Origin of the sequence: Stutzerimonas stutzeri (assembly GCF_002909485.1) — a bacterium.
Taxonomy (GTDB): domain Bacteria; phylum Pseudomonadota; class Gammaproteobacteria; order Pseudomonadales; family Pseudomonadaceae; genus Stutzerimonas; species Stutzerimonas stutzeri_AH.
In genome coordinates this window covers 126,433-140,728 of sequence record NZ_PPXG01000006.1, presented here as the reverse complement: position 1 = coordinate 140,728, position 14,296 = coordinate 126,433, and the positions used below count along the sequence as shown (strand labels likewise).

Below are 14,296 nucleotides of genomic sequence, written 5' to 3'. Positions count from 1 at the left end.
TTGCCGACCCGCCTTTAGAAATCGCCCCAGAGCTGCTGCGCCACGCTCAAGGCCACCACCGGTGCGGTCTCGGTGCGCAGCACTCGCGGTCCGAGTCTCGCAGGCTGGAACCCCTGTTCGGCGGCCTGCCCGACTTCACCTTCGCTCAAACCTCCTTCAGGGCCGATTAGAAAGGCCAGCGTCTGCGGCTTCGCGTGGCTCACCAGCGGCTCGGCCACTGGGTGCAGCACCAGCTTCAGATCTGCTTCTAAGGTCAGCCAGTCACGCAGGCTGACCGGTGCGTGGATGAGCGGCAGCACCGATCGTCCGCATTGCTCGCAGGCGCTGATCGCGATCTGGCGCCAGTGGGCCAGGCGTTTATCGGCCCGCTCGTCGTTGAGGCGAACCTCGCAACGCTCGCTGACGATAGGCGTGATCTGCGTTACGCCGAGCTCAGTGGCTTTCTGGATTGCCCAGTCCATCCGTTCGCCGCGGGACAAACCCTGTCCGAGGTGGATTTGCAGCGGAGACTCCGGTATCCCCATAACCCGTTCGTGAAGTTCGACTGTGACGGTTTTCTTTCCGACTTCAGCCAGCGCACCGCGAAACTCCGCGCCGCTGCCATCGAACAGTTGAACCGCACTGCCGGGCGAAAGCCGCAATACTCGACTGATGTAGTGTGCGGAGGCTTCCGGCAGTGAGTGATGGCCGAGGGAAAGAGGGGCGTCGATGAAGAAGCGGGATAGGCGCATAGGGACAGCTGCTGGCGGCAAGTGGAAGCAGCAAGTTTAAAGCATCGGCCGCCAACCTCGCAGGCGGCCTCGCTTCGAGCCTGCGGCTGGCATCAGCCCGGATCTCTGAACCCTGGATAAAGCCCGGTCGGAACGGATATCTGGCTGGTCTCTCGTGTGGCGATATCGATGCCTTCGGTGGCCACTGCGGCGAGAAAGTCGATCTGCTCTTCAGTGATGCAATACGGCGGCAAGAAATACACCACGCTGCCGAGCGGCCGCAGCAGGGCGCCGCGCTCCAGGGCATGCTGGTAGACCTTCAGGCCACGCCGCTCCTGCCATGGATATGGGGCGCGAGAGGTCTTGTCCTGAACCATTTCTATGGCCAGCGCCATGCCGGTCTGGCGGACCTCGGCAACGTTCGGATGGTCGGCCAGGTGTGCGGTGGCGCTAGCCATGCGGGCGGCCAATGGCTTGTTGGCCTCAATGACATTGTCTTCGGCGAAGATATCCAGTGTGGCCAGAGCCGCGGCACATGCCAGCGGGTTGCCGGTGTAGGTGTGCGAGTGGAGGAATGCGCGCAGTGTGGAATAGTCGTCGTAGAACGCCTGGTACATCCGGTTGGTGGTGAGCACCGCAGCCATCGGTAGATAGCCGCCGGTCAGGGCTTTTGACAGACAGAGGAAGTCAGGCGTGATGCCCGCCTGCTCACAGGCGAACATTGTGCCGGTGCGGCCGAAGCCGACGGCGATCTCGTCATGGATGAGATGCACCTCGTAGCGGTCGCTGGCTTCGCGCAGCAGCTTGAGGTAGATCGGATGATACATGCGCATGCCGCCGGCACCCTGGATCAAAGGCTCGACGATGACCGCGGCGATGTCCTGATGATGCTCGGCAAGCGTCTGCTCCATGTGCGCAAACATCTGCCGGGAGTGCTCCTCCCAGCTGACACCCTCAGGACGCAGATAGCAATCCGGACTCGGTACCTTGAAGGTATCCAGCAGCATGGGCTTGTAGGTATCGGTGAAGAGTGCGACATCGCCCACCGACATCGCAGCAACGGTTTCGCCGTGATAGCTGTTGGTCAGGGTGACGAATCGCTGCTTCTGCCCACGGCCGCTGTTACGCCAATAGTGGAAGCTCATCTTCAGCGCCACTTCGATACCGGTCGAACCGTTGTCGGTGTAGAACACCCGGTCCAGCCCGGCCGGCGTCAGCGCGACAAGCCGCTCGGACAGCTCGATCACTGGCTGGTGACTGAAGCCTGCGAGCATCACGTGCTCAAGCTGATCGACCTGATCCTTGATGCGTTGATTGATACGTGGATTGGCATGACCAAACACGTTGACCCACCAAGAGCTGACGGCGTCCAGGTAGCGCTTGCCGTCAAAGTCTTCCAGCCACACGCCATCGCCTCGGCGAATGGGGATCAGCGGCAGCTGTTCGTGATCTTTCATCTGAGTGCAGGGGTGCCAGAGTACGGCAAGGTCGCGTTGCATCCAGCTGTCGTTCAGGCTCATCGTTGGTCCTCCGCGGTGAGTCGCGCAGCCTAGCAGATGCAGGCCTGATGGCGCGGAAACGAGAGCAGCTATCGAATAGGTCGATAAGTCACAGCGAAAAAATGCACTCTATTGCGATAAGTTACCGGCTAGGCTTCTAGCCCTCGGAAAGTGAAGGAAGATTCGATGCAGTGGCGTAACTCCCCCACCAACTACGGTCTGACCAGCATTGCGTTGCACTGGCTGGTCGCCCTCGCCGTGTTCGGCCTTTTCGGTCTGGGCTTCTGGATGGTGGGGCTGACCTACTACAGCAGTTGGTATCGCACCGCGCCGGATTTGCACAAGAGTATCGGCGTCATGCTGTTCATGGTCATGGTGCTGCGCGTTCTCTGGCGTTTCGTGAGTCCTGCCCCGGCACCATTGGCGAGCCAGGGGCGACTGACGCAGCGGGCGGCGAAGCTCGGTCATGGTTTTTTGTATCTCGGCCTGTTCGTGGTGATGCTCTCCGGCTATCTGATCTCCACCGCCGATGGCCGGCCGATCACCGTATTCGGCTTGTTCGACGTGCCTGCGCTGATCACGACCATACCCGATCAGGCTGATCGCGCCGGACTGATTCATGAATATGCAGCCTGGGCGTTGGTGATCTTCGCGGTCGTACACGCCTGTGCTGCGCTCAAGCACCATTTTATCGACCGCGATGCGACACTCAAACGCATGCTCGGTCGTAATGCCGGTTAATCATCACTCGATAGGAGAATCATCAATGCTCAAGAAAACGCTCGCCGCACTGGTCCTCGGCTCTGCGCTGGCCAGTAGTCCGGTATTCGCTGCCGACTACGCCATCGACAAGCAAGGCCAGCACGCCTTCGTCAATTTCAAGATCAGCCATCTGGGTTACAGCTGGCTGTGGGGGACATTCAAGGACTTTGACGGTGGCTTCAGCTTCGATGCAGCCAAGCCGGAAGAGAGCAAGGTCAACGTTACGCTGAAGACTGCCAGCGTTGACACTAACCACGCCGAGCGCGACAAGCATTTGCGTAGTGACGATTTCCTCAATGTCGCCAAGCACCCGACCGCGACCTTTGAGTCGACCTCGGTGAAGTCCACCGGCGACGGCACTGCTGACATCAGCGGTAACCTGACCCTCAACGGCGTGACCAAGCCGGTGGTGATCGCCGCCAAGTTCATCGGCGAAGGCAAAGACCCGTGGGGCGGCTACCGCGCCGGTTTCGAAGGCAGCACGACTCTGACCCTCAAGGACTTCGACATCAAGATGGACCTGGGCCCAGCTTCGCAGACGGTCGACCTGATCATCTCGGTCGAAGGTGTGCGTAAGTAAGCGCTTCGTAGCGAATGATGAACGCCGGCAGCTTGCCGGCGTTCTGCATTGCGAGGGTGCTTCCGGAGTCTTTTCGTGAGGCGATGGTGTGTCGAGCCCGTCTATGGCGCACGTTTCGCAACACTTAAAAGGAAAGCGGCAAGTCTTGGCGGTTTACAGACAGTCATGGATGTAAGTATATTTCGGTCCACTCTGCGCTCCGTCTCTGCGGTGCGCTGTTGCTCATTCCCGCCTGCCAGGTTTTCAAGAGGTCTATCCATGTCAATCAAGTCAGCCAATGCTGCCCTGATGTCCGTTTTCGCCATGGCTGTTTTCCTGGCTGGTTGCCAGGAAGAAGCGGCGCCCCCTGCGCAGCAGAAACCCCAGGTGGGCGTCGTGACCCTGCAGGCAGAGCCGTTCGCGGTGACCACCGATCTTCCGGGACGTACGAGCGCCTACCGCATCGCCGAAGTGCGGCCGCAGGTCAACGGCATCATCCAGAAACGCCTCTTCACCGAGGGCAGTGACGTCAAGGCCGGGCAGCAGCTGTACCAGATCGATGCCTCGGTATACGAAGCCACGCTCAAGAGTGCCCAGGCCAGTCTTGCCTCGAGCAAGTCGCTGGCAGACCGCTACGCCGACCTGGTCAAGGATCAGGCGGTCAGCAAACAGGCTTACGACGAGGCGCGTGCCGCCAGCCTGCAGGCCGAGGCGGAGTTGGAGCGTGCGCGTATCGATGTGCGTTACACCAAGGTGCTGGCGCCCATTTCCGGTCGCATCGGCCGCTCGGCTGTAACCGAGGGCGCGCTGGTCAGCAATGGTCAGGCGCAGGAGCTGGCAACTATCCAGCAACTCGACCCGATCTATGTGGACGTGACACAGCCCGCTCGCGATTTGCTTGCGCTGCGCCGTGATCTGGCTGAAGGACGTCTGCAGAAGGCCGGTGAGAACGCTGCCAAGGTGACCCTGATGCTCGAAGACGGTAGCGACTACGGTCATGAAGGCAAGCTCGAGTTCAGCGAAGTGACGGTGGATCCCGGCACTGGCTCGGTGACGCTGCGAGCGGTATTCCCCAACCCTGACAAGGTTCTGCTGCCTGGCATGTTTGTGCATGCCCAACTGGTCGCAGGCATGAAAAGCGAGGCGATCCTGGTGCCTCAGCAGGGCGTGACGCGAAACGCCAAAGGCGAACCGACGGCGATGGTGGTCAATGCCGAGAACAAAGTGGAGCTGCGTCAGATCAAGACCGAGCGTGCCGTGGGCAATCGCTGGCTGGTCGGTGACGGCCTGCAGCCGGGCGACCGCGTGATCACCGAGGGGCTGCAGTTCATCCAGCCGGGGATTGAGGTCGAGGTGTCCTCGGCGACAAATGTCGATAATCGCGGTGGGGTGTCTGCACAGCCCCAAGGCCAAGAAGGCTGAGGGGTTTTTAGTCCATGTCCAACTTCTTTATCGACCGGCCGATTTTCGCCTGGGTGATCGCCCTGGTGATCATGCTTGCCGGCGGCCTGTCTATCCTCAAATTGCCGGTCAACCAGTATCCGAGCATCGCCGCGCCCGCCGTCGGTATCTCAGTGAGCTACCCAGGCGCGTCTGCACAGACCGTGCAGGACACCGTGGTGCAGGTCATCGAACAACAGCTCAACGGTATCGATGGCTTGCGCTACATCAGTTCGTCGAGCAACTCCGACGGCAGCATGGAAATCACCGTGACCTTCGATCAGGGCACCAACCCTGATATCGCGCAGGTCCAGGTACAGAACAAGTTGCAGCTAGCGACGCCTCTATTGCCGCAGGAGGTTCAGCAGCAGGGTATCCGTGTCACCAAGGCCGTACGCAACTTCCTCGTCGTTATCGGCCTGGTATCTACCGACGGTAGCCTGGACCAGCGCGATCTCGCCAACTACATCGTCGCCAACATGCAGGACCCGATCTCCCGTACCAAGGGCGTGGGCGATTTCCAGGTGTTCGGTGCCCAGTATGCGATGCGCATCTGGCTCGATCCGGCGAAGCTGAACAACTTCAGCCTGACGCCGGTGGATGTCAGTTCGGCGATTCAGGCACAGAACGTGCAGATATCCTCCGGTCAGCTCGGCGGTCTGCCGGCCCTTCCGGGGCAACAGCTTAACGCCACTGTGATTGGCAAGACGCGCCTGCAGACCCCGGAGCAGTTCCGCAACATCCTGCTCAAGGTCAACAGCGATGGATCTCAGGTACGCCTGGGCGACGTTGCCAGGGTCGAGCTGGGCGGCGAAAGCTATGCCGTCAGCGCCCACTTCAATGGCAAGCCTGCGGCCGGTCTCGCGCTGAAGCTGGCCACCGGGGCCAACGCGCTGGATACCGTTGAGGGTGTACGCAAGACTATCGAAGAGCTCAAGCCGTTCTTCCCGCCGGGTGTCGAGGTGGTCTATCCATACGACACCACCCCGGTCATCTCCGCTTCCATTACTGGGGTGATGCACACGCTGTTCGAGGCGTTCGTGCTTGTATTCCTGGTGATGTACCTGTTTCTGCAGAACTTCCGCGCCACGCTGATACCGACGCTCGCTGTGCCGGTCGTCCTGCTGGGCACCTTCGGCGTGCTGGCGGTGTTCGGCTTCAGCATCAACACGTTGACCATGTTCGCCATGATTCTGGCAATCGGTCTGCTGGTGGACGATGCCATCGTGGTGGTGGAAAACGTCGAGCGGGTGATGCGTGAAGAGGGCCTCTCGCCGCTGGAAGCGACACGCAAGTCCATGGGCCAGATCCAAGGGGCGCTTATTGGCATCGGCGTGGTGCTCTCCGCGGTGCTACTGCCGATGGCCTTTTTCGGCGGTTCGACAGGGGTCATCTACAGGCAGTTTTCCATCACCATTGTATCGGCGATGGTGCTCTCGGTACTGATGGCACTGATCTTCACGCCAGCGCTGTGCGCCACATTGCTGAAGCCGATCGACAAGGGCGACCATCACGAGAAACGCGGTTTCTTCGGCTGGTTCAATCGCTCCTTCGAGCGCAGCGTCAATGGATATGAGCGTGGTGTAAAAGCCGTCCTCAGGCGCAAGGCACCGTTCCTTCTGCTCTATGTGCTGATCGTCGGTGTCATGGTCGTCCTGTTCGGCCGAATCCCCAGCGCGTTCCTGCCGGAAGAGGACCAGGGCGTGTTGTTCGCTCAGGTAATGACCCCGTCGGGCTCGACGGCCGAGCGAACTCAGCAGAGCATCGATGCCATGCGTAGCTATCTGCTGGAGGAAGAGGGCGACATCGTGCGCTCGGTATTTACCGTGACTGGATTCAGCTTTGCCGGTCGTGGTCAGAGTTCGGGTATCGCCTTCATTGGTCTCAAGCCCTGGAGCGAGCGAACCAACAAGGAAGACAGCGTGTTCGCGCTGGCCGAACGGGCGCAGCAGCACTTCGCCAGCTTCCGTGATGCTCAGGTATTCGCTTTCGCGCCGCCGGCGGTCATGGAGCTGGGCAACGCCACCGGTTTCAATCTGTACCTGCAGGATAGAGCCGGGGTGGGCCAGGAGGTGCTGCAGCAGGCGCGTGACCAGTTCATGCAGTTGGCCAGTCAGAGCCCGGTGTTGACCCGGGTACGGCCAAACACGCTGCGTGACGAGCCGCAGTATCAGGTGTTGATCGACGACGAAAAGGCGCGCGTGCTGGGCGTTCCGCTAGCGGATATAAACAGTACGTTATCGATTGCCTGGGGTGGCCGTTACGTCAATGACTTCATCGACCGCGGTCGAGTCAAGAAGGTGTATCTGCAGGGCGTCTCCAGTGCCCGTATGAGCCCCGAAGATCTGCAGAAGTGGTACGTGCGCAACGACGCTGGGGAAATGGTGCCCTTCAGCGCCTTCGCGACCGGTGAGTGGACATACGGCTCACCCAAGCTTTCCCGCTACAACGGGGTCAGCGCGATCGAAATGCTCGGCGAGCCGGCCCCCGGCTACAGCTCGGGTGATGCGATGGCCGAGGTCGAGCGCATTGCCGCTCAGCTGCCGCCTGGGGTGGGTTACTCCTGGACTGGACAGTCCTACGAGGAACGTCTGGCGGGCTCGCAGACCCTTGCGTTGTATGCCCTGTCGCTACTGGTGGTTTTCCTCTGTTTGGCGGCGTTGTACGAGAGCTGGTCGATACCGTTCTCGGTCATGCTGGTCGTACCGCTGGGCATCGTCGGCGCGCTTGCCTTTACGCTGCTGCGCGGCCTTTCCAACGAGGTGTTCTTCCAGGTGGGCCTGGTCACTACCATTGGTCTGTCGGCGCGTAACGCGATCCTTATCGTGGAGTTCGCCAAGGCGCTGCACGAGCAGGGTATGAGCCATGTCGATGCGGCATTGCAGGCATGTCGCATGCGTCTGCGGCCGATCATCATGACGTCGCTGGCGTTCATTCTCGGGGTGGTGCCGCTGGCGCTTGCTTCCGGGGCTGGCGCGGGCAGTAAGCACGCCATCGGTACTGGCGTGATCGGCGGGATGATCTCCGCTGCGGTGCTGGCGATTTTCTGGATTCCGTTGTTCTACGTGATGATCTGCACAATCTTCGACCGCACGAAGCCCGCCAACGAAGGTGTGAAGGAGGACTCGCTGTGAACAAGTCTCTGTTGAGTCTGGCGCTCATGACGGCGCTCACCGGCTGCTCGCTGATACCCGATTACCAGCGCCCGGATGCGCCGGTTGCCGGCGACTGGCCGCAAGGTGAGGCTTATCCGCAGGCTGCCGTGCAAACGTCTGACCAGGCGCTTGGCTGGCGTGAGTTCTTCCGTGATCCGGCTCTGCAGCAACTGATCGAGGTTGCGTTGGAGAACAACCGCGATATGCGCGTTGCGGCGCTAAACGTCGACGCCTATCGCGCGCTTTATCGTATCCAGCGCGCAGATTTGCTGCCGGCAGTGAGCGCCGATGGCGCCGGCACGCGTAGCCGCACGCCGGGAGACCTGAGCATGAGCGGTGAGCCTGCGATCAGCAGCCAGTACAGCGCGACCTTTGGTGTTTCCTGGGAGCTCGATCTGTTCGGCCGGCTGCGCAGCCTTCGCGACCAGGCATTGGAGGAGTACTTCGCCAGCGAGGCCGCGCAGCGCAGTACCCAGATCAGCCTTATCGCCAGTGTCGCCAACGCCTGGCTTACGCTACAGGCTGATCAGGCATTGCTGCAGGTCACACGCGATACGCTCAAGACCTATGAAGAGAGCTTCGGCCTGACCCAGCGCAGCTTCGATGTCGGAGTCGCGTCGGCACTGGAGCTGCGTCAGGCGCGTAGCGCGGTAGACAGCGCACGGGTCAGCATTGAACAGTACACGCGTCTGGTTGCACAGGATCGTAACGCACTGACGCTGCTGCTGGGTCAGAATCTGCCGGCTGGCTTGCCCTCGGGTGACGGCCTGGAGCGCACCCAGCTTGCAGCGCTGCCGGTCGGTTTGCCGTCGGATCTGCTCCAGCAGCGGCCGGACATCCTTCAGGCGGAGTTTCAGCTCAGGGCTGTCAATGCCAGCATCGGAGCTGCGCGCGCCGCCTTCTTCCCGCGTATCAGCCTGACCGGCGCGGCGGGCACCGCGAGCAGAGAACTGTCCGGCCTGTTCGATGGAGGCTCTGGCTACTGGAGTTTTTCGCCGAGCATCAGCGTGCCGATCTTCAACGCCGGCCAGCTGCGGGCGAATGTGGATTACGCGCAGATCAGCAAGAACATCCAGGTTGCGCAGTACGAAAAGGCGATCCAAACGGCTTTCCGCGAAGTGGCCGATGGGCTGGCGGCCCAAGCCACTTATACGCGCCAGGTGCAGGCGCAACGCGACCTGCTGGAAACCAGCGAGGACTACTACAACCTTGCCGAGCGACGCTATCGCACCGGCGTAGACAGCTATCTGACCTTGCTCGATGCCCAGCGCCAGCTGTTCAGCGTGCAACAACAGCTGATCAGCGATCGGCTTGCGCAGATGGCCAGCGAGGTCAATCTGTTCAAGGCGCTAGGTGGTGGCTGGCAGGAAACTGCTCAGGTGCGGCCGGCGGAGGGCTGAGTGGCAACAGGGTGATGAAGCGGGGCTTGCTTGACGCCTATCTTCGCAGAAACGCAGAAACGCAGAAACGCAGAAACGCAGAAACGAAAACGCCGCCCATTGGGCGGCGTTTTTGTGTGTGGCTTACGCTTCGCGGTTACGCGTCAGCAGTGCTGGCTTCTCGCCGCGCGGGCGAGTCGGTAACTGCTCGAGCTGGTCAAGGCTAGGCAGGCGATCGATCTTCGATTCCTTGTGGATGATCACCGGCTGCTTCTCGCGAGGTTTGGCCGCTTCCTGACGAGACGCCACTGGCTCGTCGATCCGCCGGCTTTCACTCTTGCGCCGCGGCTGGCCGTTGCGTGGCTGACCACTGCGTGCTGCCGGACCCTGGCCGGGGCGCTTGCCCTTGCCTGCTGCGGGCGCGCTGGCACCGCTTGTGCCGCCTGTACCTGTTCGTGCAGCACCCGCTGCGCGTGGAGCGCTGCCTGGCTGAGCAGGAGCGCCGGGGCGGCGGCCGCGGTTCTGCTTGTTCTGATATGGGCTGACGTAATCGACCCGATTGCCGAAGTTGTCCACTTCGTCATCGCGGAACTCGTCAGGAGCGCGATCCGGCGGCAGCTGAGGCGGACGGACAACAGCTTGTGCTTCGCTGCTGGCGCCCTCGCGCGTAGGCTTGCGGGCCTTGCTTTGGCTGCGACGGTTGCGCTCCTTTTGCTCGGCGCCTTTTTCGGCAGGCTTGCTACGTTCGCCGCGGGGCTTGCCCTCTCCGCGCTGGGGGCGTGGCTGGCGCGGTTCGCGCACTTCGGGCTTTTCGGCCTCGATGGCACTGGCGTCAAAGCCCATCAGGTCGCCTTCGGGAATGCGCTGCTTGGTCATCCGTTCGATGCCCTTGAGCAGCTTCTCCTCGTCTGGCGCGACCAGCGAGATGGCTTCACCGCTGCGTCCGGCACGACCGGTACGGCCGATGCGGTGCACGTAGTCTTCCTCGACGTTGGGCAGCTCGAAGTTGACCACATGGGGCAGCTGATCGATATCCAGGCCACGGGCGGCAATATCGGTGGCGACCAGGATGCGCACCTGGTTGGCCTTGAAGTCGGCCAGAGCCTTGGTACGGGCGTTCTGGCTCTTGTTGCCATGAATCGCGGCAGCCGGCAGACCGTGCTTTTCCAGATATTCGGCCAGACGGTTGGCGCCGTGCTTGGTGCGGGTGAAGACCAGCACCTGCTCCCAGGCACCCTGGGTAATCAGGTGGGCGAGCAGGGCACGCTTGTGGCTGGCAGCCACGCGGAACATGCGCTGCTCGATTCGCTCGACGGTGGTGTTCGGCGGCGTGACCTCGATGCGCTCGGGGTTGTGCAGCAGCTTGCCGGCGAGATCGGTGATGTCCTTGGAGAAGGTGGCCGAGAACAGCAGGTTCTGGCGCTTGGCTGGCAGCTTGGCCAGGACCTTCTTGACGTCATGGATGAAGCCCATGTCCAGCATGCGGTCAGCTTCGTCGAGGACGAGGATTTCCACATGCGACAGGTCGATTGCCTTCTGATTGGTCAGGTCGAGCAAGCGACCGGGGCAGGCGACAAGCACGTCGAGACCCTTGGCTACTGCCTGGATCTGCGGGTTCATGCCAACACCACCGAAGATGCAGGTGCTCTTCAGGGGCAAGTCACGGGCATAGACCTTGAAGCTCTCGTGGACCTGAGCGGCGAGCTCGCGGGTCGGCGTCAGGACCAGTACGCGCGGCTGTTTCGGACCGTAGCGATGGTCACGGTCCGGGTGACCACCCGGGAACAGCAATTCAAGTACCGGCAGGGCGAAACCGCCCGTCTTTCCGGTTCCGGTCTGAGCGGCGACCATCAGGTCACGGCCTTGCAACACGGCGGGAATTGCCCGCTGTTGCACGGGGGTAGGCTGGGTGTAACCGGCGGCCTCGACGGCACCGGCCAAAGCCTCGGAGAGACCGAGGGAAGCAAAGGACATGAGTAATCCTGTCTTGTTAGGGCGAGGCCCTGGGATGATCATGCCTGGCTTGAATCGCGACTGGCGTGCGATCCCGTCCGGTCCTGCCGCAGATATGGTAGCGGCATCCGGGCGTAAGCCTGGCGGAAGCGCGGAGTATAACAGAGCCTGTTAACACCGCATTGCTCTGACAGTGTCGCAGGTCACGGGTTCATTAGCCAGCCCCGCATTTCTGCGGAGCAGGTTGAGTCCGACTCAGCGCGACAGCTTGAGGTTATTCCAGACTGCCAGGCTCGGCTCGGCCTGGTTCAGTGTGTAGAAGTGCAGGCCTGGCGCACCGCCGGCCAGCAGCTTCTCGCACATCTCGCTGATGACCTGCTCGCCGAAGGCCTGGATGCTCTGGATGTCGTCGCCGTAGGCTTCGAGCTGCTTGCGCACCCAGCGCGGAATCTCCGCGCCGCAGGCGTCGGAGAACCGTGCCAGCTTGCTGTAGTTGGTGATTGGCATGATGCCTGGCACCACTGGCGTTTCTACGCCGAGCTTGCGTACGCGCTCGACGAAGTAGAAGTAGCAGTCGGCATTGAAGAAATACTGGGTAATAGCGCTGTCGGCGCCAGCCTTGGCCTTGCGCACGAAGTTGGCCAGATCATCCTCGAAATTGCGTGCCTGCGGATGCATCTCCGGGTAGGCAGCGATTTCGATGTGGAAGTGATCCCCGGTTTCGCTGCGGATGAATTCCACCAGCTCATTGGCGTAGCGCAGCTCGCCGCTGGCCATACCCATACCAGAGGGCAGATCGCCCCGCAGCGCAACGATGCGCTGGATGCCTGCCTCCTTGTAGAGGTTCAGCAGCTCGCGCAGATCAGCCTTGGTGTCGCCGACGCAGGACAGATGCGGCGCGGTCGGCACTTTCACTTCGCCGTCGAGCTGCAGCACGGTGTTTAGCGTGCGGTCACGGGTCGACCCGCCGGCACCGTAGGTGCAGGAAAAGAAATCAGGTTGGTAACCTGCCAATTGGCGGGCCACGTTCAGCAGTTTTTCATGCCCGGCTTCGGTCTTTGTAGGGAAGAACTCGAAGCTGATGGAGGGGCGGGAAGTCGTCATCTAAAGATTCCTTAGCTGCCAAGCCGCAAGCTACAGGCCTCAAGCGGGCACGAAGCGGCTTGCGACCTGTAGCGTGCAGTTTGAGCTGCTTCTTAGTAGCGGTAGCTGTCCGGCTTGAACGGGCCTTCGACGGTCACGCCGATGTATTCCGCCTGCTTGGTGGTCAGCTGGGTGACCACGCCACCAAAGCCCTTGACCATCTCCAGCGCTACTTCCTCGTCGAGCTTCTTCGGCAGCACCATGACGGTGACGTTCTTGCTCTTCTCGGCAACCGGCAGGTCGGCAAACTTCTCGTTGTAGAGATGGATCTGCGCCAGCACCTGATTGGCGAAGGAGCCGTCCATGATGCGGCTCGGGTGGCCGGTGGCGTTGCCCAGGTTCACCAGGCGCCCTTCGGCCAGCAGGATCAGGTAGTCGTCGTTGGTCGGGTCGACGGTCTTGCCGGTGCGGTGGATCTTGTGCACCTGCGGCTTGACCTCTTCCCAGCCCCAGTTGGCGCGCATGAAGGCGGTGTCTATCTCGTTGTCGAAGTGGCCGATGTTGCACACCACGGCGCGCTTCTTCAGGGCCTTGAGCATGCCGGCGTCGCAGACGTTGACGTTACCGGTGGTGGTGACGATCAGGTCGATCTTGCCCAGCAGGGCGGCGTCGACGCTGGCTTCGGTACCATCGTTGATGCCGTCCTTGTAGGGGGAGACCAGCTCGAAGCCGTCCATGCAAGCCTGCATGGCGCAGATCGGATCGACTTCCGAAATCTTGACGATCATGCCTTCCTGGCGCAACGACTGAGCCGAGCCCTTGCCGACGTCGCCGTAACCGACGACCAGCGCCTGCTTGCCCGACAGCAGATGGTCGGTGGCGCGCTTGATGGCGTCGTTGAGGCTGTGGCGGCAGCCGTACTTATTGTCGTTCTTGCTCTTGGTGACCGAGTCGTTGACGTTGATCGCCGGGATCTTCAGCGTCCCGCCCTTGAGCATGTCGAGCAGGCGATGCACGCCAGTGGTGGTTTCCTCGGTGACGCCGTGGACGCGCTCGAGCACCTGCGGGTACTTGTCGTGGAGGATCTGGGTCAGGTCACCGCCGTCGTCCAGCACCATGTTGGCATCCCACGGCTGGCCGTCCTTGAGGATGGTCTGCTCGATGCACCACTCATACTCTTCCTCGGTCTCGCCCTTCCAGGCGAACACCGGGATGCCGGCGGCGGCGATGGCTGCAGCGGCCTGATCCTGGGTGGAGAAGATGTTGCAAGAGGACCAGCGTACTTCGGCGCCGAGGGCGATCAGCGTCTCGATCAGCACCGCGGTCTGGATGGTCATGTGGATGCAGCCGAGGATCTTCGCGCCCTTGAGCGGCTGCTCGGCGGCGTACTTGCTACGCAGGCCCATCAGCGCAGGCATTTCGGATTCGGCAATGATGATTTCACGGCGGCCCCAGGCAGCCAGGGAAATGTCGGCGACCTTGAAGTCAGTAAAACCGGCAGGCGTCATGACAGCACTCATCGAAGAGTTCTCCATTCGTATGTATGCGAATGGGCGCCGTTGATGCGTTCTAGAAAACGCCCCATCCGAGCCTGACAGGTTTATTTCACCTGCTGCAGCGCCCCTCGGACAGGTGGCGGGCACGGTCGAAACGGAGTCGACCGGGAAAACCAGCCGATTATAGCTGCGCCGTGCGCCAATCCCAAGCCCGATGCCGCGCGAACTACGTGGTGGGGCAGGGGGTCGAAATTTCAGGT

The 14,296-nt window shown here is 61.5% G+C and carries 10 protein-coding genes and 1 riboswitch; of the genes, 5 read left to right on the top strand and 5 right to left on the bottom strand.

Annotated elements, in window-relative coordinates; genetic code table 11:
• Positions 1–14: 14 nt before the first annotated feature.
• A complete protein-coding gene (locus CXK91_RS15495) occupies positions 15–731 on the bottom strand; it encodes a 16S rRNA (uracil(1498)-N(3))-methyltransferase (protein WP_103457010.1) in 717 nt (238 codons plus the stop codon).
• 92 nt (positions 732–823) lie between these two features.
• Positions 824–2,230, bottom strand: coding sequence for an adenosylmethionine--8-amino-7-oxononanoate transaminase (locus CXK91_RS15490; RefSeq protein ID WP_103457009.1), 1,407 nt, complete (start codon positions 2,228–2,230; stop codon positions 824–826).
• Between the two features lie 165 nt (positions 2,231–2,395).
• Here CXK91_RS15490 and CXK91_RS15485 point away from each other — a divergent pair, with 165 nt between their 5' ends.
• From CXK91_RS15485 to CXK91_RS15465, 5 genes are all read left to right on the top strand, one after another.
• Positions 2,396–2,950: a cytochrome b gene (locus tag CXK91_RS15485; protein WP_103457008.1), complete on the top strand. Its 555-nt coding sequence runs from the start codon at positions 2,396–2,398 to the stop codon at positions 2,948–2,950.
• Between the two features lie 25 nt (positions 2,951–2,975).
• Positions 2,976–3,551: a YceI family protein gene (locus CXK91_RS15480; protein WP_003282716.1), complete on the top strand. Its 576-nt coding sequence runs from the start codon at positions 2,976–2,978 to the stop codon at positions 3,549–3,551.
• Between the two features lie 258 nt (positions 3,552–3,809).
• Positions 3,810–4,952, top strand: coding sequence for an efflux RND transporter periplasmic adaptor subunit (locus tag CXK91_RS15475; protein WP_003282714.1), 1,143 nt, complete (start codon positions 3,810–3,812; stop codon positions 4,950–4,952).
• Between the two features lie 14 nt (positions 4,953–4,966).
• Positions 4,967–8,104, top strand: coding sequence for an efflux RND transporter permease subunit (locus CXK91_RS15470; protein ID WP_013984308.1), 3,138 nt, complete (start codon positions 4,967–4,969; stop codon positions 8,102–8,104).
• Entirely contained in the window at positions 8,101–9,525 is a 1,425-nt protein-coding gene (locus tag CXK91_RS15465; RefSeq protein WP_103457007.1) for an AdeC/AdeK/OprM family multidrug efflux complex outer membrane factor, read from the top strand. Before CXK91_RS15470 ends, CXK91_RS15465 begins: the two co-directional genes overlap by 4 nt.
• 123 nt (positions 9,526–9,648) lie before the next feature.
• Here CXK91_RS15465 and CXK91_RS15460 read toward each other — a convergent pair whose 3' ends face one another.
• The 3 genes from CXK91_RS15460 to ahcY form a co-directional block, all read right to left on the bottom strand.
• The gene (locus CXK91_RS15460) at positions 9,649–11,478 is read right to left on the bottom strand and encodes a DEAD/DEAH box helicase (RefSeq protein WP_103457006.1); all 1,830 of its coding nucleotides are present in this window, start codon (positions 11,476–11,478) and stop codon (positions 9,649–9,651) included.
• 234 nt (positions 11,479–11,712) lie between these two features.
• The gene (metF, locus tag CXK91_RS15455; RefSeq protein ID WP_103457005.1) at positions 11,713–12,561 is read right to left on the bottom strand and encodes a methylenetetrahydrofolate reductase [NAD(P)H]; all 849 of its coding nucleotides are present in this window, start codon (positions 12,559–12,561) and stop codon (positions 11,713–11,715) included.
• 92 nt (positions 12,562–12,653) lie between these two features.
• The gene (gene ahcY / locus CXK91_RS15450; protein ID WP_103457004.1) at positions 12,654–14,060 is read right to left on the bottom strand and encodes an adenosylhomocysteinase; all 1,407 of its coding nucleotides are present in this window, start codon (positions 14,058–14,060) and stop codon (positions 12,654–12,656) included.
• A 24-nt stretch (positions 14,061–14,084) separates the two neighbouring features.
• Positions 14,085–14,172, bottom strand: a riboswitch (S-adenosyl-L-homocysteine riboswitch).
• Positions 14,173–14,296 lie beyond the last annotated feature (124 nt).

Bases quoted from the DNA above. Each gene is read 5' to 3' on its own strand.
- CXK91_RS15495 (WP_103457010.1), bottom strand. From the start codon at position 731: ATGCGCCTATCCCGCTTCTTCATCGACGCCCCTCTTTCCCTCGGCCAT.
- CXK91_RS15490 (WP_103457009.1), bottom strand. From the start codon at position 2,230: ATGAGCCTGAACGACAGCTGGATGCAACGCGACCTTGCCGTACTCTGG.
- CXK91_RS15485 (WP_103457008.1), top strand. From the start codon at position 2,396: ATGCAGTGGCGTAACTCCCCCACCAACTACGGTCTGACCAGCATTGCG.
- CXK91_RS15480 (WP_003282716.1), top strand. From the start codon at position 2,976: ATGCTCAAGAAAACGCTCGCCGCACTGGTCCTCGGCTCTGCGCTGGCC.
- CXK91_RS15475 (WP_003282714.1), top strand. From the start codon at position 3,810: ATGTCAATCAAGTCAGCCAATGCTGCCCTGATGTCCGTTTTCGCCATG.
- CXK91_RS15470 (WP_013984308.1), top strand. From the start codon at position 4,967: ATGTCCAACTTCTTTATCGACCGGCCGATTTTCGCCTGGGTGATCGCC.
- CXK91_RS15460 (WP_103457006.1), bottom strand. From the start codon at position 11,478: ATGTCCTTTGCTTCCCTCGGTCTCTCCGAGGCTTTGGCCGGTGCCGTC.
- metF (WP_103457005.1), bottom strand. From the start codon at position 12,561: ATGACGACTTCCCGCCCCTCCATCAGCTTCGAGTTCTTCCCTACAAAG.
- ahcY (WP_103457004.1), bottom strand. From the start codon at position 14,060: ATGAGTGCTGTCATGACGCCTGCCGGTTTTACTGACTTCAAGGTCGCC.